General features: G+C 36.0%; 14 protein-coding genes and 1 tRNA gene. 11 read left to right on the forward strand and 4 right to left on the reverse strand.

Annotated features, from left to right (window positions below):
- Positions 1-11: 11 nt before the first annotated feature.
- Complete coding sequence (locus WH188_RS01070; RefSeq protein WP_339423070.1) at positions 12-1,463, forward strand: bifunctional 2-methylcitrate dehydratase/aconitate hydratase; 1,452 nt, start codon at positions 12-14, stop codon at positions 1,461-1,463.
- A 184-nt stretch (positions 1,464-1,647) separates the two neighbouring features.
- Here WH188_RS01070 and WH188_RS01075 read toward each other — a convergent pair whose 3' ends face one another.
- Entirely contained in the window at positions 1,648-3,777 is a 2,130-nt protein-coding gene (locus WH188_RS01075; protein ID WP_339423071.1) for a 3-hydroxyacyl-CoA dehydrogenase NAD-binding domain-containing protein, read from the reverse strand.
- 50 nt (positions 3,778-3,827) lie between these two features.
- The gene (locus WH188_RS01080) at positions 3,828-5,015 is read right to left on the reverse strand and encodes an acyl-CoA dehydrogenase family protein (protein ID WP_339423072.1); all 1,188 of its coding nucleotides are present in this window, start codon (positions 5,013-5,015) and stop codon (positions 3,828-3,830) included.
- A gap of 367 nt (positions 5,016-5,382) precedes the next feature.
- Between WH188_RS01080 and WH188_RS01085 the strand changes: the two genes are divergently transcribed.
- The 5 genes from WH188_RS01085 (at position 5,383) to WH188_RS01105 (ending at position 9,840) form a co-directional block, all read left to right on the forward strand.
- On the forward strand, positions 5,383-6,567 hold the full coding sequence (locus tag WH188_RS01085) for a thiolase family protein (protein WP_339423073.1): 1,185 nt from the start codon (positions 5,383-5,385) through the stop codon (positions 6,565-6,567).
- Positions 6,568-6,950: 383 nt separating this feature from the next.
- A complete protein-coding gene (locus tag WH188_RS01090; protein WP_339423074.1) occupies positions 6,951-7,802 on the forward strand; it encodes an ABC transporter ATP-binding protein in 852 nt (283 codons plus the stop codon).
- A complete protein-coding gene (locus tag WH188_RS01095) occupies positions 7,786-8,598 on the forward strand; it encodes a hypothetical protein (protein WP_339423075.1) in 813 nt (270 codons plus the stop codon). The genes WH188_RS01090 and WH188_RS01095 overlap by 17 nt, the downstream gene beginning before the upstream one ends.
- A 1-nt stretch (position 8,599) precedes the next feature.
- Positions 8,600-8,983: a GntR family transcriptional regulator gene (locus tag WH188_RS01100; protein ID WP_132771869.1), complete on the forward strand. Its 384-nt coding sequence runs from the start codon at positions 8,600-8,602 to the stop codon at positions 8,981-8,983.
- A complete protein-coding gene (locus WH188_RS01105; RefSeq protein WP_132771868.1) occupies positions 8,980-9,840 on the forward strand; it encodes a hypothetical protein in 861 nt (286 codons plus the stop codon). The genes WH188_RS01100 and WH188_RS01105 overlap by 4 nt, the downstream gene beginning before the upstream one ends.
- An 82-nt stretch (positions 9,841-9,922) precedes the next feature.
- On the opposite strand, the gene WH188_RS01110 is transcribed toward WH188_RS01105, so the two are convergent.
- Positions 9,923-10,429, reverse strand: coding sequence for an ecotin family protein (locus WH188_RS01110; protein WP_021191992.1), 507 nt, complete (start codon positions 10,427-10,429; stop codon positions 9,923-9,925).
- A 212-nt stretch (positions 10,430-10,641) separates the two neighbouring features.
- On the reverse strand, positions 10,642-11,376 hold the full coding sequence (locus WH188_RS01115; protein ID WP_031289417.1) for an SIMPL domain-containing protein: 735 nt from the start codon (positions 11,374-11,376) through the stop codon (positions 10,642-10,644).
- Between the two features lie 140 nt (positions 11,377-11,516).
- Here WH188_RS01115 and WH188_RS01120 point away from each other — a divergent pair, with 140 nt between their 5' ends.
- The 5 genes from WH188_RS01120 (at position 11,517) to WH188_RS01140 (ending at position 19,000) form a co-directional block, all read left to right on the forward strand.
- The gene (locus WH188_RS01120; protein WP_168128113.1) at positions 11,517-14,315 is read left to right on the forward strand and encodes a prolyl oligopeptidase family serine peptidase; all 2,799 of its coding nucleotides are present in this window, start codon (positions 11,517-11,519) and stop codon (positions 14,313-14,315) included.
- A 186-nt stretch (positions 14,316-14,501) separates the two neighbouring features.
- Positions 14,502-16,688 (forward strand): glutamine synthetase III family protein, encoded by a 2,187-nt coding sequence (locus tag WH188_RS01125; protein WP_168128114.1) that lies wholly within the window; start codon positions 14,502-14,504, stop codon positions 16,686-16,688.
- Positions 16,689-16,894: 206 nt separating this feature from the next.
- The gene (locus WH188_RS01130) at positions 16,895-17,323 is read left to right on the forward strand and encodes a c-type cytochrome (RefSeq protein ID WP_021191989.1); all 429 of its coding nucleotides are present in this window, start codon (positions 16,895-16,897) and stop codon (positions 17,321-17,323) included.
- Positions 17,324-17,557: 234 nt separating this feature from the next.
- A tRNA-Leu gene (locus tag WH188_RS01135) sits at positions 17,558-17,637 on the forward strand.
- A 151-nt stretch (positions 17,638-17,788) separates the two neighbouring features.
- Positions 17,789-19,000 (forward strand): site-specific integrase, encoded by a 1,212-nt coding sequence (locus WH188_RS01140; protein ID WP_339423076.1) that lies wholly within the window; start codon positions 17,789-17,791, stop codon positions 18,998-19,000.
- Positions 19,001-19,174: the final 174 nt, after the last annotated feature.

Below are 19,174 nucleotides of genomic sequence, written 5' to 3' on the forward strand. Positions count from 1 at the left end.
TTTTAGAAAAAATGGCATCACAAATTTCGAATGAACGACCACCGGTTGATCAGGTCTTGGCTGATATTGCAGATTATGTACTTCAATATAAGATTGAAAGCAAAGTTGCATGGAGAACTGCATTTTACTGTTTTTTGGATACATTAGGATGCGGTTTTGAAGCGCTCACTTACCCTGCCTGTACAAAATTGTTAGGTCCGGTGGTATCTGGTACCATTGTGCCAAACGGTGCGAAAGTTCCTGGAACAAACTACCAATTAGATCCGATACAGGCTGCTTTTAATATCGGTACAATTGTGCGCTGGTTGGATTTTAATGATACTTGGCTTGCGGCAGAATGGGGACATCCTTCGGATAACTTAGGAGGTATTTTAGCAACGGCTGATTGGTTGAGTAGAACCCGTATTGCTATGGGTGAAAAACCTTTAAAAGCAAGGGAAGTCTTAGAAGCAATGATCATGGCACATGAGATTCAGGGTGTTCTTGCTTTGGAAAATTCTTTTAATAAAGTGGGCTTAGATCACGTCATTCTTGTTAAAGTAGCTTCCACAGCTGTGGTTGGTAAATTGTTGGGATTAAGTCGTGATGAATTGATCAATGCTGTTTCACTGGCATTTGTTGATGGGCAGGCACTGCGAACATATCGTCATGCACCCAATACAGGTAGCCGTAAATCTTGGGCAGCAGGCGATGCAACCTCACGTGCTGTAAAGTTAGCATTGATAGCCAAGACAGGGGAAATGGGATATCCTTCCGTATTAACGGCTCCAGTATGGGGATTTTATGATGTTTCGTTCAAAGGAAAGGAATTCCAATTTCAGCGAGCTTATGGTTCTTATGTGATGGAAAATGTTTTATTTAAGATTTCTTTTCCTGCTGAATTCCATTCTCAGACAGCTGTTGAGGCCGCCATGTTGCTGCATGATCAACTTAAAGCAATAGGGAAAACTGTTGAGTCTATTAAGCATATAGAAATTAGGACCCATGAAGCTGCTATTCGCATTATTGATAAAAAGGGGCCACTTCATAATCCTGCTGATAGAGATCATTGTATACAATATATGATTGCGGTACCTTTGATCTATGGCCGATTGACAGCAGAAGATTATGAAGATCGGATAGCTATGGATCCTCGAATTGATGTTTTGCGTGATAAAATGAATTGTATCGAAGATTTTAAATTAACAGAAGATTATCATGATCCTGAAAAAAGGGCAATTGCAAATGGATTGACGATTACATTAAATGATGGAACAAAGCTCTCTGAAATTTTGGTTGAATATCCAATAGGGCATCCACGCCGCCGCGATGAAGGTATTCCTAAACTGATTGAAAAATACAGGATTAATTTGGCCCGCATATTTGCAGATAAACAACAGAAACAAATCTTAAATGCAACATTGGATTACGATACTTTTATCGATATGGATGTTAATCAGTTAGTTGATTTGATGGTGAAATAAAGTTAGTTAGTTAGTTAGTTAGTTAGTTAGTTAGTTAGTTAGTTAGTTAGTTAGTTAGTTAGTTAGTTAGTTAGTTAGTTAGTTAGTTAGTTAGTTAGTTAGTTAGTTAGTTAGTTAGTTAGTTAGTTAGAGAAGGTTTTCATAAAGGTTTTTTTTAAAACTTTTATGAAAACCTTTTTTGAATTTATAAATTTTGTTTTTGGATAGGCCAGTTGGATTGAAGGCCTAAATAAAAGGTGAAATTTTCTGCGGCGAGCTGATGTAATGAGGTTGGAATCATCCATTGTTCACCTAGTCGCTCAAAACGCTGACAGTCTTTTACAAATTTTTGGAGTCCAACTTGGTCTATATGACCAAAGACACCGCCAGTATGAATGGGATAGCCAATCCCTAAGGTAGCGCCGATATCGCCATCGATCGGCCTGTCGAGTATCCCTTCTATTAAGCATCGGTAACTATCCAATGCCATAACATGTAATAATCGATCCTGAATGTTGATGGTTTCGGGCAATGTAGTTAAGGTCGGTAAATTCGAATCTTGCCAAATTGTTTTTTTTCCAGATGCAATTTCATAGTCATAAAAACCTCGATTGGATTTTCGTCCATTTCGTCCACTATCCACAAGTTTTTTTAAATAATCATAACATCGCCTCTGGCTTGGATGTAGATGGGGAAGCTGGTCGTATACATGCAGCATAAGCGATAGCGAAATTTCATCAAGAACTGCCAAAGGACCAACAGCAAACCCCGCATTTCTTGCCTGTTCATCAATGAGAGATGCAGGAATACCTTCCAACAGCATCGTCACTGCTTCCAGTAGGTAGTTGAAAAAAATACGGGAAGTAAAGAATGCAGGGCCATCATGTACAACAATTGGAATCTTTCCAAGTTGACGGACTACTTTTAGAGCTTTAGACAGGGTTTGTTCGCTAGTTTGTTTCCCGCGTATGATTTCTACTAAAGCCATTCGATCTACAGGTGAAAAAAAATGCATTCCAATAAAGTTTTCTGGTTTCGGACTTACTAAAGCCAATTCACTGATGGGTAATGATGTGGTATTGGACGCAAAAAAACCATTATTATTTAGGAAAGGAAGTGTTTCAGTACTGACAGCCGCCTTAAGATTTTTGTCTTCAAACACAGCTTCGATAATGAGATCAACTTCTCCAAAATCTTTTGTCTGATCTGTAGGGGAGATTCGGGAGAGGAGAGCCTGTCTTTTTTCTTCATTCATTTTTCCCAGTTCCACCCATTTTGCTGATACTTTTTCTGCATATTTTTTTCCTTGCTCTGCTTGTTGTAAAGTCACATCTTTCAAGATAACATCAATTCCTGAGCGAGCAGCTTCGAAAGCAATTCCAGACCCCATCATACCAGCTCCTAATATTGCCATCCTTTTTAATTCATATGAGCTATTGGCTAATGGACCTGTAGCTTTTGTAGCTTCATTTATACCGAAGTACTGAGTCCGGATGATACTGCAGGTAATAGGATCGCGCAGGGTCTGGATAAAATACGCTATTTCAATACGGAGTGCTTCTTGTTTTGGAAGATTGTGTTTTTGATAAATAACTGCCATACAGTTGTCTATGTTTGGCTTAATTCCTAGGTTACGTTTTTTGATGGGTACGGTAAGATTATCCCATTGTGCTCCATCCCATGGTGGAGTTGGTTTCCGAGCCTGTTCATGCACATGTTCTAAGATCCATGTTTTGGCTTGAAAGATTGCATGATCTATATTTGAAGAAATGAGATCGATTAAACCTATTTCTTTAGCTTTTTGTGCTGTGATTATTTTAGCCTGTAGCACCAATGGAAGAGCATCTTGTGCATCAAGTATCTCTGTTATTTGTATGGTGGCACCAAACCCTGGAAATAATCCATAGTTGACTTCTGGAAATCCTATTTTTATCTGCTCAAGGGCAATCCGGCAGTGTGCCCATAGTTGTGTCGAAAGCTGTAAACTCATACAATCACTGTCCATTAGACCGACAATGGGTTTCTTTTGTTGGTTAAGCTCCTTAAAATTTGAAAGGAGTGATTTCAAACGTAGCTTAAATGAATTTTCATCTGATGCTTGTTGAAGTAAAATATCATAGTTAATAGCTTGGCCTATAAGTGGATTTTTGAATATTATTCCTTTTACTTCAGTGAGATCAATCTGATCACGGATGATGGTCACAAATTCTTCTAATCGCTCTAAGTCATTTCCATGGATAGTTTCTGTAGAAATTAAGGGGCTAATCAATACGACTCCCTGTTCATCTCTTTCACTTAAGAAATAAGTAAAATATGTAGGATTAATTTTCTGCATTTTTTTTAGGTGTTATATTCCCTTATGGGGAGTTGCAGTATAGAGTTTAATTAATTTGAAGAAATTGTTTTATCGGATTTGGATTGATAATTGACTTTATCAATTGTCATTTTAGCAATAATTTCCAACATGATTTCAGATGTTCCCCCGATAATGGTACCGACTCTTATATCACGGTAGATACGGGCTATTTTGAAATCTTCTGTAAAGGCATAACCACCAAAAAGTTGAAAACATTGGCTTACAATACGAACCGCAAGCTCACTCGCCTGTAGTTTCGCAATCGAACATTCTTTAACCGCATATTTTCCAAGTTGTTGCAAATCGCAACAAGCATATATAAATGCTTTTGTTGTAGCGATATCTGCAACCATTTGTGCGACGCGATGTCTTACTACTTGGAAATCTTGCAGTTTATGCTTAAATACTTCACGTTTGTTAATATATTCTAGGGTATACTGTAAGGCAGAATCTGCTGTAGCAATGCTATGGATTGCTGCGGTCAGGCGTTCCAGCTGTAGTCCGTCCATCAGGTAACTAAAACCTGCACCTTCTTCACCTATTAAATGTGAAATGGGGACTTTTACCTGATCAAAACCCAATTCTGCTGTATCAGAAGCATGCCAGCCCATTTTATTGATTTTGGTTGCAGTTACTCCTGAAGCATGACGGTCGATCAAGAGCAAACTGATACCTTTACTACCTTTGGTCGGATCGGTTTTAACAGCAGTAATAAAAAAATCGCCATAGTAACCATTGGTGATAAAGGTTTTCGAACCGTTAACAATGTAATAGTCACCTTCCCGGATAGCAGTTGTTTGGATTTTTTGTACATCAGATCCAGCACCTGGTTCTGTAATAGCTACTGCACTGACCAAATCTCCAGCAATAACACCTTTTAAATATTTTTCTTTTAATTCTTCAGAGGCATACTTGAGTAAGTATGGGGCTGACATATATTGAATGACTAATGCTGTTATCGTGAATCCTCCCGAAAAACACTGAGAGAGCTCTTCGCACAGAATCATGGAATAATAAAAATCAAGGTCGAGCCCACCATAAACTTCTGGATAGTTAAGACCTGTAAAGCCCATGTCGCCCATTTTTTTCCAAATGGCACGATCTATTTTACCTTCTTCTTCCCATTGGTCAATATAAGGAAGGATCTCTTTACGGATAAATGCTTTTAAACTTTCGCGAAATACGTGGTGCTCAACTGTCAATTGTGTTGCTTGCATATGCTATCAAGTTTTATTGGTTATATTTTCTCTTTTGGTTTTGGTGATCCAAATAAGTTGAAGCTAATTTAAATTAAAAAGCTGACGTTTCCATTTATTTGAAAGTTAATTTTTATGGTAACTTATTTTTATGGGAGACTGTTCGCTTGTTTTAAGTGTTTTAGGCTCATTTATAAGCTTATTAAAGATTTCTGTTTAACCGATTCATTTACTGTTTACTATTTTTTGTACCTTTAAATATAACTTTATGATAACGCTCTACTGTTTGTTTTCTTACTAGGTCAATTGGGATTCGCAGTTCGGGGGAAACCGGATCTGACTTCTAGATAAAACAAGGTAGTAGCATAGATAACCAAAATAATAAACGATGACTAAGAAAGTATTTATTGTCGCGGCGCAACGTACCGCAATAGGAAGCTTTGGAGGAGGATTATCCACTTTGAGCGCGACAGAATTGGGTGCTCAAGCTGTTAAAGCAGTTTTGAGTCAAGTTGCTGTTGATGGCAAAGAAGTGGATGAATTATTAATGGGCTGTGTCCTACAAGCTGATTTGGGACAAGCTCCCGCTCGCCAGGTTTTAAAATATGCAAGTTTACCTGATGATATTCCTGCGACCACTATTAATAAGGTTTGTGCAAGTGGAATGAAAGCGGTAGCACTAGGTGCACAGGCTATTTTACTAGGTGATGCTCATGTCGTACTTGTTGGCGGTATGGAAAGTATGAGCCGTGTGCCTTATTATGTACCTACAGTACGTTGGGGAGCGAAGTACGGTCATCAAAGTTTAGTAGATGGAGTACAGAAAGATGGACTGAGTGACGCTTATTCGCAAGACGCAATGGGTGTTTTTGGGGAGCTGTGTGCCATTAAATATGGTATTAACCGAGAAGAGCAGGATGCCTATGCGGTATCGTCCTATACCAGAAGCCGTGATGCCTGGAAAGAGGGAAAGTTTGATAAAGAAGTGGCTCCGATAACAGTTTCTACCCGAAAAGGAGAAGTTGTTGTCAAGCAAGATGAAGAATTTACGCAGGTCAATTTTGAGAAAATTTATACTTTGAAACCAGCTTTTCAAAAAGACGGAACGATTACTGCAGCAAATGCTTCTACTTTAAGTGATGGAGCTGCAGCATTATTACTCATGTCCGGTGAGAAAATGGAAGCATTGGGTTTAGAGCCTTTAGCTGAAATCATTGCATATGCTGATGCGGAACAGGAACCGGAATGGTTTACAACGACGCCTAGTCTCGCCGTGAAAAAAGTATTAGCAAAAGCAGATCTAGAATTGTCTGATATTGACTTTTTTGAATTTAATGAAGCTTTTTCTGTTGTAGCATTAGTAAATGCCCGTTTGCTGGATATTTCATTGGAAAGGATGAATGTTTATGGGGGGGCAGTATCTTTAGGTCACCCTCTAGGGTGTTCGGGTGCCAGAATTTTAGTAACCTTAACAAGTGTGCTGGAGCAGGAGAGAGGACAGTATGGGTTAGCAGCAATTTGTAATGGTGGCGGTGGTGCTTCTGCAATGATTATTAAAAGATGTAATGTATAGTAGCGATCAGGTTAGATATATTATCATACATACATATGGACTGAAGGTTATAATACTGAGTTTAGAGAATATTGTTAAGTGACAGTACTCATTTACATGAAAGGTTCCTATCTTTAACACAAACTTCTCCATCGAAGGTAAAAGACCGTTTTTCTTATATAGAGAAACGGTCTTTTGTTTGCACCTAATTTGTTCGGCATAATTACTTCTTATAACGATCGCTAATCTTTTCAATATAATGTTAGAAATCAAAAGGGTAGGCTTCTTATTTCTGATATTATATTTAAAATTGTTTGCGTTTTTTTTTAAATAAAAAGTACAAAATAATTTGCATTCTTATTTTTCCTTTCTATATTAGTGTGTTAATTAAATAATACAGTAGTATGATAACTATTAAAAACCTAAATTTCAGCTACAGCAAATCGCGAGCATTATTTAAAAATATGGATCTTCATTTACAGGAAGGGCATATTTATGGTCTATTGGGGAAAAATGGTGCAGGCAAGTCGACGTTACTGAAGAATATGGCCGGTTTGGTCTATCCTGTAAGTGGTACGATTGAAGTGTTACAGCATGATCCTTGTAAACGCGAACCTGCTCTGCTTCAGGAAATCAGTTTTATTCCTGAGGAATTTCACTTACCAGCAGTGAAATCCGCAACTTTTGTAAAAGCGAATGCCGTTTTTTATCCAAAGTTTGATCATGCATATTTTCAAGAACTGATCAGAGAGTTTGAAATTCCGATCGAACAGAAGCTTGCAGATATGAGTTATGGGCAAAAGAAGAAATATATCATATCATTTGGTTTGGCCTCCAATACCAAAATCATGATTATGGATGAACCTACTAATGGTCTAGATATTCCTTCTAAAGTGCAATTTCGCAAAATTATGGCCTCGGCTATTGCTGACGACCGCTGTGTTATTATTTCGACACATCAAGTACGTGATCTCGATAACCTGATTGATGCGGTTATTCTATTGGATGAACATCGGGTGGTATTAAATGCTAATGTTAATCGTATTACGGATCATATCAGCTTTAAAAAAGTACGTGAGTTGAACGATGATGTGCTTTATTCAGAACCTGCGTTAGGAGGTTTTAATACCATACAGTTGAATACGATGGGCGAAGACTCGAAATTAGATCTGGAACTGTTGTTTAATGCTGTTTTACAGAAAAAAGAATTGATTACAAACCTTTTAAATGTTACTGAAGATGTCGAACGTATTTAATGTTAATCGCTTGTGTGCATTGATTCGCCGGCAGTGGATTTCTGTCGGACGCATTTATTTGATGTCACTAATTATTATTGCTGGAGTTTTTATAGCTTTTTATAGTTTCTATTTTTCTAGATATTTTGAAGATCTAAAATTTGGAAATGCTACTGGAGAATATTTGCTCAATTTTAGAGTTCCTTTATTTTTCATTTTGGGTTTATTCTTTATCACTGTTGTCTCTAGCAGTTATTTCTCTGACCTAGGCCAAAAAACTAAAGCCATCTTTGAATTAATGATGCCTGCTTCTCGTTTAGAAAAGTTTCTATCATCTATTTTTTATACCGTTATTGTGAGTTTAGGCGCTTACTTTTTACTTTTCTATTTAATTGATCTGGCCTTTGTATCTTATTTAAGAAGTACGGGGTCTTCGATAATAACCAAAACTTATTCTACAGGTGAAACAGTGATAACCGACCATTGGCTCTATTTCTTTAAATTGGAAAAATGGAAGTACCTACATTACTTGTATTTCCTACCATTCTTATTGAACGCTTTGTTTTTACTAGGTTCCATTGCTTATAAAAACTTTCAATATATTAAAACTGCTATTACCATGATTATATATATAGCGATCTGGATGATTTCATTTATTTATGTGATGAAATTAACTACTAAAGATACCATTCAAGTTGGAGGAAATGCTTTTCAAGATGAAATCCATGTATTTCAGCTCATTATGGCGATAGGAATTATTTTAACATTAGTTTTTTGGGGGTTAGCATTCTTGAGATTAAAAGAAAAGGAGGTTTAGTATGGATTTTAATGCTAATAAAGCCATTTATCTTCAGATAGCAGCTTATGTATGTGATCATATTCTGTTGGGGACGTGGAAAGTGGATGATAAACTCCCATCGGTACGGGAGTTGGCGGTACAATTGGAAGTAAATCCAAATACAGTAATGCGGACTTATGACTTGTTACAGCAAAAGGAAATAGTAGTGAACAGACGAGGAGTTGGTTTTTTTGTAACTGATGCTTCTGTAAGTAATGTGAAGGCATATCGAAAAGCGGTGTTTTTAGAAGAAGATCTTTTTCCATTTTTTAGAAATATTTATTTACTAGAAATTAGCTTAGATGAATTAAAACAGCGTTACCACAACTTTATCGAACAAAATTTTAAAAATAACGAATTATGAAACTGAGTACTAAATTATTGATAGGCTTGGGGATAGCGCTACTTATTATTCCTACAGTCACGACCTCCTATATCGTGGGGCATAATAGTATCGATATAAACGTGTATAATAAAATACTGAACCAAGAGGGAAAAGATCCAAATACGAAAGACACGTATCTTAAAACCGTTAAAAGTAATAACTTTAAAAAGGTCAGCATTACTGGAAGTGATAGTTTAAACTATATTATCCCTATCAGATTATATGTGATCAAGAGTGATAAGCGTGCTGTGAAAATAGCAAAAGAGGATGCTGAACGGTTAACAATTAAATCGGATGAGAATGGACAGTTAAGTATTAAGTTCAATTTTTATGGCAATTACTATAATACGCCAATTTATATCTTTACACCCAATCTAGAGCAGATAGATTTAACAAATTTGATGGTCAATGAATTTTCCACTAAACAAGATGAATTAACGATCGTAGGAAACAAACTTTCAGGATTTGTTATGAATAATGGAACGCAAATCAACAAATTGAATTTTATACTGAAGTATTCGCAATTTGCTATTAATAACGGAGAGCAAGATAGCCCAGTTTCATTCAATTTAAATCACTTGAATTTCGATTTAGATAGTTCCAATGTGAATTTTGCAAAGAATAATTATGAAAGCGTTCAAATTAAAGCTAAAGATTCACAGTTGTATTTTGTAGGTGAAAATGAAGGTAGATATTTGAAAAATATGAATTTAGAAACGATTGGAGCGAGTACAATTGGTTTCAATGATTACCAGATTGGTGCATTATCTGGAAAACTTTCAGACGAAACAAAAACAGACTTTACACTTTCTACCTTGCGTAAATTTTTAAAATAATCGTTTACGTCAAAGTTGTTAATTAACAAAAACGCTCTTCAAATTTAATTGAAGAGCGTTTTTTATTTTATATTGCGTTTAACTATTTCGCTTTTTTTAGAGGAACCTCAGCGGCCTGGTAAGTTTCAGGCTCAGCTTTGTAAATTTTGAATTTTACTTCATAACCCTCTGGTGCGTAAATAACGATTGGCATTCTTCCATTGTAATCGGTTATAACAGATTTAGCCTGTACAAAGCTGTTCTTTTTTTCACCCTGGCAAAGCATTTGAGTCGAAGCTACATTTCCATTTGTTTTGAAAACATAGTAATTATATCCCCATCCCTGCAGATCTTTTTTCTCAAAATCACCGGCTAAGAAGTAACTGTTACACGCGTCGGTCTCCATATATTTGCCAGCAAAAAACTCAATCTTTTTATTATTATCACCATCGATTCCTGCATGAGGGACTTCAATGACATATTTTACCATCCCTTTTTCTGGTGCTGGAAATACATTTACGTCTTGTTTAAGTAATGTCTGTGCCATAGCGGATATCGAAATTAATAAAGTAGCAACGATCATACCTGTTTTTAACATTAACTTTTTCATATATATTATTTTTACATGTGTATTATTATCAGGTTAGAGCGATCTGTATACGATAAGTTTAATCCGTTGACGATTTTTTTTATCATGAAAAGTTTTGGAAGTCATTTTAAATTATGCTATTTTCTTGATAGACAATTTATTGTATGGCGTTTTTCTTGTGAATTTTTCTCTTGATTTAAGACTAAATGGCTTTGAAAATATCATTTTATACTTTATAATGGTAAATAGCTCGCTTTTACAGTAATGTTTGCAGTCTTTTTTCGAGATGTTGTATTGAATGCACCACCATAAGAAAATTCTTCGTTATCATTCTGACCAGTTATCTGAAAAACGCCTAAATCAGCTTTCACCAATTGACCTAAAGTGGAGGCAGATTCGGACGCTATATTCTGTGCACGTTGGTGTGCATTTTTAGAAGCCTGAGAAATGAGTTCTAATTTTAAATCTTCCAATTTAGAATAATAGTAATTCGGTGTGCTCGAACTTAACTCAAGCCCTTGAGAGATTAACGTTGATATTTCGCGAGATGCATTATCGACTTTGTTAAGATCTTTTGATTCCACTCCAACAGTTTGCGATAAGGTATATCCAGAAAACGTATTATAGCTACTGCCTTTACCATCTGTGTGGTATTCAAATTCTTTATTAATATTAACAGCTTCAAATCTTATTTCTTCAGCTTTTAGACCCTGTGCGATCAAAAAATTGCGCACCAGCTCACGATCCTCAGCTAATTGATCTGATGCGCCTTTTAAATCGAAATTTTTACGACTGTAACTGGCATTCCATTTTACTAAATCAGATTCAAAATCTTTTTTAGCATTTCCATTAACGGTAATCGTTTGTGAAGATTTGAATTTGTAACGGTATGCATTGCTAAAAAGGCATGCACTTGCAATAATAACAATACCTGCAATAAGTGCAATTATAATTGGATTGTATTTCATAATCATTATTCTAATCAGGTTATTTAACGTTTTATCGACTTACTATGTAGCAATCATGATACCAAAAAAAACTGTTATTTTTGAATTTAAATAGATAATTTGCAGTTTTTGAATCAATTTGTTGATATAAGTAATAAATAATGAATAAAAAAATCATTCTTATAGGGTTGTTAGCAATGCATGGAGCCGTTTTATTTGCTCAAAAGCAACCGCTTAACCATACGGTTTATGATGGATGGCAAAGTTTGAATGCAAGTGAAATAAGTGGTAGTGGAAAATACATCACATTTCAAGTACTGCCACAGGAGGGAGATGGAGCCTTATATGTCAAGGATAATTTAAACAAATCCATACTTGCATTACCAAGGGGATATAATGCCCGTTTGACCAATAATGAAACGCATGTCATTTCATTGATAAAGCCTAAGTTTGCTGATACACGCCAAGCGAAAATTAAGAAAAAGAAACCGGAAGAAATGCCGAAAGATTCACTTGCTATTTTTACGGTAGCGACTGGAAAGCTTTTAAAGTATGCAGAAGTTAAATCTTATAAATTGGCTGAGGAAGCTAATGGTTACTTTGGATTCTTAACGGATGATAAAGGGATAGCTCCTACAGACACCGCGACGTCAAAGACTAAAAAAGCAACTAAAATCAGCACATTGCATGTATATGATCTAGCAACAGGTGATACGGTTAATTTTCAACAGGTAGATCAATACGACTTTAATAAAGCGGGAAACAAGCTGGTTTTTACCAAAAAAACTGAAGCTAAAGATTCTACATCCAATATTGCAGGTGTTTATTTATATGATTTGACCAATAAAACATTAAAAAAGATTACAAATGGTCGCGGAACGTATAAAAACTTCACTTTTGACGATCTTGGCAATCAATTGGTCTATTTAGGAGATAAAACTGCTGAAAAATCTTTATTAAAAGAGTTTAATCTTTATTATTATACTGCACAGCTTGATTCAGCGCGCATTGCTGTTCAGAAAAATACTTCAGGAGTACCTGCAAATTGGGCAGTAAGTGGAGATGGAGAGTTAAAATTCAGTAAAAATGGGCAGAAATTATTTTTAGGATTGGCACCTATACCTAGAGTTAAGGATACGACATTAGTGGATTTTGAGCATGCGAAAGTAGACGTTTGGCATTGGCAGGATGATTACTTACAGCCGCAGCAATTAGTCAATCTTAAAAAAGATCTTGCTCAAAGCTATTTGAGTGTATTTTATCCGCAACAGAATAATCGTGTGATTCCTCTAGTTGATGAGAAATTTAATCCAGTACGTACAACTATTGAAGCCGACCAAGAATATGTTTTGGCAACCACTGATTATGGACGTAGAGTATCTACGCAGTGGGATTATAGGAGCAAACAGGATGTATATGTCGTCTCTACCGTTTCTGGTGCTCGTCAGTTGGTAGCTGAAAATTTATCAGGACAAGCTGTTTTATCACCAGATGGTCAGTATGTGCTGTATTTTAATCAGGATAGTGGCAATTGGTATTCGTATCAAATTGCCTCCAAAAAAGTGTCGATATTAAATGATGGTCTTCCTGTATCCTTTGTCGATGAGGATAATGATATGCCGGCAAAACCAGAAGGCTATGGTATGGCCGCTTGGGGAGCCGACAATAAAGGAGTATATGTTTATGATAAATATGATATCTGGTATTTCGCTTTAGATGGATCGGATAAATATTTAGCCACAAATGGATATGGAAGGGTATCCAGTACCGTATTGCGTTATAAGAACTTAACACATCCGCGAAATAGCAAGTGGAAATCCAACACACTTGATGAGCGTCAACGTGTTTTGCTAACTGCTTTTAATGAAAAGACCAAAGAGAATGGTTTTTATGAATTGAGAGGTAAGCGGAAAGATCCAAAAGAGATCTTGATGGCACCAAAGGTTTTTAGAAATTTACAAGCATCCGAAGATCAGAAATATCTGATTTATTCAAAAGAAGATTATGTCAATAGTCCTGATTTATATGTGAATAGCAATACGTTTAAAAAGGAAGAAAAATTGACCGAGTTGAATCTGCAGCAAGCGAATTACAATTGGGGAACCGCGGAGTTGGTACAATGGACTACACCTGCTGGTCATGCTGCAGAAGGTATTCTGTACAAACCGGAAGATTTTGATCCGAATAAGAAATATCCAATTATTGCTTATTTCTATGAAAAATTATCAGAAGGACTATATAGTTACCAAGCGCCGGCGCCCACACCGTCTCGTTTGAACATACCTTATTTTGTAAGTAATGGTTATTTGGTTTTTGCGCCTGATATTTCATATGTTACAGGTGAGCCTGGTAAATCTGCGGAAGAATATATTAATTCAGGAATGAAGCATCTGGCGCAGAATAATTGGGTAGATTCATCTAAAATGGGTATCCAAGGACAAAGCTGGGGAGGCTACCAAGTGGCGCATTTAATAACAGCTACCAATATGTATGCAGCAGCTTGGGCAGGTGCTCCAGTTGTGAATATGACTTCAGCGTATGGGGGTATTCGTTGGCAAACAGGCATGTCCCGTCAGTTTCAGTATGAAAATACACAAAGTAGAATTGGTAAGACCCTATGGGAAGGGCAAGAAGCTTATCTAGCCAATTCACCTTTATTTCATTTGAATAAAGTGACAACACCAGTCGTTATTATGGCAAATGATAATGATGGAGCAGTGCCATGGTACCAAGGCATCGAAATGTTTACGGCATTAAGACGCTTACAAAAACCTGTTTGGATGCTTAATTACAATGGTGACGAACATAATTTGTTGTTAAGACAGAATAGAAAAGATATTCAAATACGAGAGCAACAGTTTTTTGATCACTATTTAAAAGGAGCGCCTGCTCCGAAATGGTTGAAATCTGGAGTTCCCGCAAAAGAAAAAGGAATCGATTGGGGGTTTTCTAGTGAATAATTTTAAAAAGAGCTTATTTGTTACAAATAAGCTCTTTTTTTTATGTCTAATTGTAATTTTTTAAGGTTTTCAATAAAAATATTAAAAAAAATTTCAATTTTTATTGAAAACAACATACTTTTACAAAGTAATTTGATGGAAAGATCAAAAATAGGGTATAAAAAAACTTAAAATCTCAATCACATAATGTCTAACTTAAGATTTAAATCTGTCGAAGCAGCTGTATCTCGCAAAAATGCTTCTTTAAAAGTAGAAACTAAAAAAGCTACCGATATTTACGGTAAGAATGTTTTTTCAATTGCGAAGATGAAAGATTATCTTCCTAAAAACTCTTACAAGGAATTAGCACAGGCAATCGAAGATGGAAGTGCAATTTCTCGTGATTTAGCGGAGCATATTTCACAGGCGATGAAAAGTTGGTCACTATCTAATGGTGCTACGCATTATACACACTGGTTCCAACCTTTGACAGGATCTACTGCTGAAAAGCACGATGCTTTCTTTGAGCCGGATGATAATGGTGAAGCTATTGAGAAGTTTACCGCAGATGCTTTGGTACAGCAAGAGCCTGATGCATCAAGTTTTCCAAATGGAGGTATTCGTAATACATTCGAGGCACGTGGCTATACAGCTTGGGATACTTCATCACCAGCTTTCCTTTATGAAACAGGTTCAGGTAAAACATTATGTATCCCAACAGTTTTTGTATCATACACAGGCGAGGCATTAGATTATAAAGCTCCTTTGTTAAAAGCTGTAAGTGCTATTGACAAAGCTTCTACTGAGGTAGCACAATACTTCGATAAACAAATTACAAAAGTAAATGCTTCTTTGGGTATTGAACAAGAATATTTTTTAGTTGATCTTTCTTTATATAATGCACGTCCAGATTTACAATTGACAGGACGTACTTTATTCGGTCATATGTCCGCAAAAGGACAACAATTGGATGATCATTATTTCGGAGCGATCCCTGAGCGTGTTTTAGCATTCATGGTCGATTTGGAAAATGAAGCTTTGAAATTAGGTATTCCATTAAAAACTCGTCACAACGAGGTTGCTCCTTCTCAATTTGAGTGTGCGCCTATGTACGAGGAAATCAACTTAGCAATTGATCATAACCAATTGTTACAGAATTTAATGGACCAAGTGGCAATGCGTCACCATTTCAAAGTGTTATTACACGAGAAACCTTATAGCGGTGTCAATGGTTCTGGTAAACATAATAACTGGTCTTTGATTACCAATACAGGTGTTAATTTATTGTCTCCTGGTAAGACTCCAAAAAATAACCTAATGTTCTTGACATTCTTTGTTAATACCATTAAGGCTGTTTATGAACATGCGGATTTATTACGTGCATCGATTGCTAGTGCAAGTAATGATCACCGTTTAGGTGCAAATGAGGCTCCTCCTGCTATTATTTCAATCTTCTTAGGCTCTCAGTTAGATGATCTTTTAGAAGAAGTTGAATCGGCTCGTGTTGCTAAAAAAGTAAAATCTGAAGCGAACTTATGGCATGGTATTCCTAAAGTTCCTGAATTGAGATTGGATAATACAGATCGTAACCGTACTTCCCCATTTGCTTTTACAGGTAATAAGTTTGAATTTAGAGCTGTAGGTTCTTCTGCGAACTCTGCATTACCAATGACCGTATTAAATGTTATTGTTGCGAATCAATTGATCGAATTTAAGATCGAAGTTGATAAGCAAATTAAAAAAGGCATTAAGAAAGATTTAGCATTATTGAATGTTGTGCGTAAATACATCAAAGATTCTAAATCAATCCGTTTTGAAGGTAATGGTTATAGCGAAGAGTGGGAGAAAGAAGCTGAGGCAAGAGGCTTGTCGAATATCAAATCTACTCCGAAAGCTTTAGACGTTTACGTAAAAGAAGAGTCGATCGAGTTATTTGAGAAATTAGGTATTTATACAAAACGTGAAAGTGAAGCACGTCATGAAATTTTGTTGGAAAACTTTTACAAAAAACTTCAGATCGAAGCTCGTGTTATTGAAGATATCGTCAATAATCAGATTGCTCCTGCATGTTTGATCTATCAAAACGAATTGATCAAAAACGTACAAGGTCTGAAAGATCTAGGATTCGGAAAAGAGGCATATAGCTCTCAGTTTAACTTCTTAGAGCGTATTTCATTACACGTTAATACTGTTCTTGAGAAAACAGAGGCGATGCGTAAAGAACGTAAAAATGCAAATCAAATCGAAGATATGCGCGAAAAATCAATCGCATATGATGAGGTTGTTAAACCTTATTTTGATGAGATTCGTTACCATGTCAATAAATTAGAGAAAATTGTTGATGATCAAAAATGGCCATTACCGAAACTTCGCGAACTGTTATTCATTAGCTAAGAATTGGTAAATTAGGTATCATTTAAATTGATACATCTTGAAAGCGCGCGATATTTTATCGGGCGCTTTCTTTTTGCACCTTAACTGGTTACGGTGCAAAAGTCAATATTGTAACAATCTACTGTATTGTCATATTAATTTCATTTTATCATAGGTTATTCGTTGTTCTTTTTTTACATTTAGTTATTAAAAGAAGAAGAAGAAAAATGAAGAAGTTTAATTTTAAATACAGGAAAATATCCTTAGTTACTGCAGTGATTGCAACTGCGATGACTTTAAGTGCTTTTATTCCCAATCAGGAAAAACCAAAGGAAGAAAAGTTTACCAATCTAAAAGTACTCCCTAAAAATATAACTCCAGATGAGTTAAAGTTAGTGATGCGCGAATTTAATAGCTCCTTGGGAGTCAAATGTGGATTCTGCCATACTCCTTCAAAAGATGATCCTAAGAAAATGGAATTTGCGAGTGACGAGAATAAGCATAAAAGTATAGCACGTGACATGATGAAGATGACAGCCAAGATCAATAAAAAATATTTCCATAGAGCAAATAAGGAAGGGGAGATCAAGGCAATTTCATGTAAAACATGTCATAATGGAAAGGAAAACCCTGAAATGAAAATTGCGAGTTTATAGCATTGCTCCATAAGGTAGTTCAAGCTTACTATTATCATTTGGCTTGATTGAGAATCAATATCCGATAAAGATTATAAACCTGTCGATATTTGTGATCTTTATTTTTTTATTAAAAAAATAAAGTCGTTCATAATCAGTTATTTTCTTGTTTAGGTGCATTTTTATTTTGCATATATCAAAAGAATATCTACATTTGCATCACTCCAAACAACGAAATACTTGTTTGAACGGACCGCCCGGATGGCGGAATTGGTAGACGCGCTAGTCTCAAACACTAGTGGGAAACCGTGCCGGTTCGATCCCGGCTCCGGGTACTTTAGCAGGAAGATTGCATTTAAGCGGTCTTCCTGTTTTAGCTTTATATGCGTTTAAACCACGCAAATCCTCATTTCTGTCGGGGGTTATAATTCTGGTGACCGATGCTCACGTACACCTTTGTGTACACCTGAAAAATCGATCATGATTATGAACTTTCAAACAGCAGAAAAATTGTTCAAATTTTCTATCTCGCTATTTTATCGTAAGGATAAAATAAACCCAGTGACACGGGAAGTGTCGCTCTATCTCGAAGTTTTTATTACCGGCAACGGAAGTAAGTACAGAACTCGACTGCCTTTAGATCTCCGCTGGATCGCTGAAAAGGTTGATCGGGGAAATAATACCTTATTACCTCGAGTTCGAAAGGATAATGACGTCATGGATTACAACATGATGATCATTTCTGAAATTTCAAAAATTAATGAGATAGCCAAGATCTACAGGCTTTCGAATCGAATATTGACTGAAGAGAATTTACTCCGGGAATTGCGTCTGGCTCAAACGTCCAAATCCCTTATAGGATACATGATCAGTCGATCAAAAGAACTTTTGAATAAACGGCTTATATCATATCAGACTTATAAAAATTACCATACAACAATTAATACATTGATTAGCTATGATGATAAAGCTGAGTTTTCACAGATATCTACACGTTGGATGGATAGTTACAAAGCCTTCTTAAAAAAGAAAGGAAATGCCCATAATACCGTTTGGACTAGGATTCGTGACTTAAAGGCTTTTTTAAGAATAGCTAATGACGAAGCGACTATCTTTGTTGATCAAGCTTCCATCGATTATAAAAATATGCCGATCGATACACCGACAACTTATCTAAAGAGGGATGAGATCCAACGGTTGATCAATTTGCAGAATGAACCTTTAAAAGAAATAGAAACAAACGTCTTGCGTGCTTTTCTTTTTCAGTGCTTTACATCGCTAAGAATTTCGGATGTGTATAAAGCGAATAAGAAATGGATGATGTCAGAAACTATGATAATTTTTACAATGCAAAAAAATATTGATCGCGCGCCGAAAACGATCAAAATACCAATTATACCGATAGCTAAGGCATTTATTAATGAAACCCTAAGTCAATTCTTTTCGTTGCCTACAGAACAAGAATACAACCGAACATTGAAAGATCTTGCGCGGATGGCTGATATTAAAAAGAATTTACATTCGCATGTTGGCCGTCACACTTTCGGCTATTTATTTATGACGGCTGTAGGTGATATCTATGCGCTTAAACAGATTATGGGCCATACTAAGATCACGACGACCGAACGATATGCGCATATAGATGATGATTACGAATTTGCACAGGCTATTAAAATACAGGAAGGTTTTAAAATGTAGGCTAATGCGTGACAATACTTTGAAAAGGTATTACACATCTATTAGGACTTGACAAAACATTAAAATAATGATTATCAAAAAGAGCAACCATTGAAAAGTTTGCTCTTTTTGATAATCATTATTTTCTGTTTTGTTGGCATTATGAATTAACCTTATTTTTTTGTAAAAATCGTT

This window comes from Sphingobacterium sp. MYb388 (assembly GCF_037479535.1).
Lineage (GTDB): Bacteria > Bacteroidota > Bacteroidia > Sphingobacteriales > Sphingobacteriaceae > Sphingobacterium > Sphingobacterium anhuiense.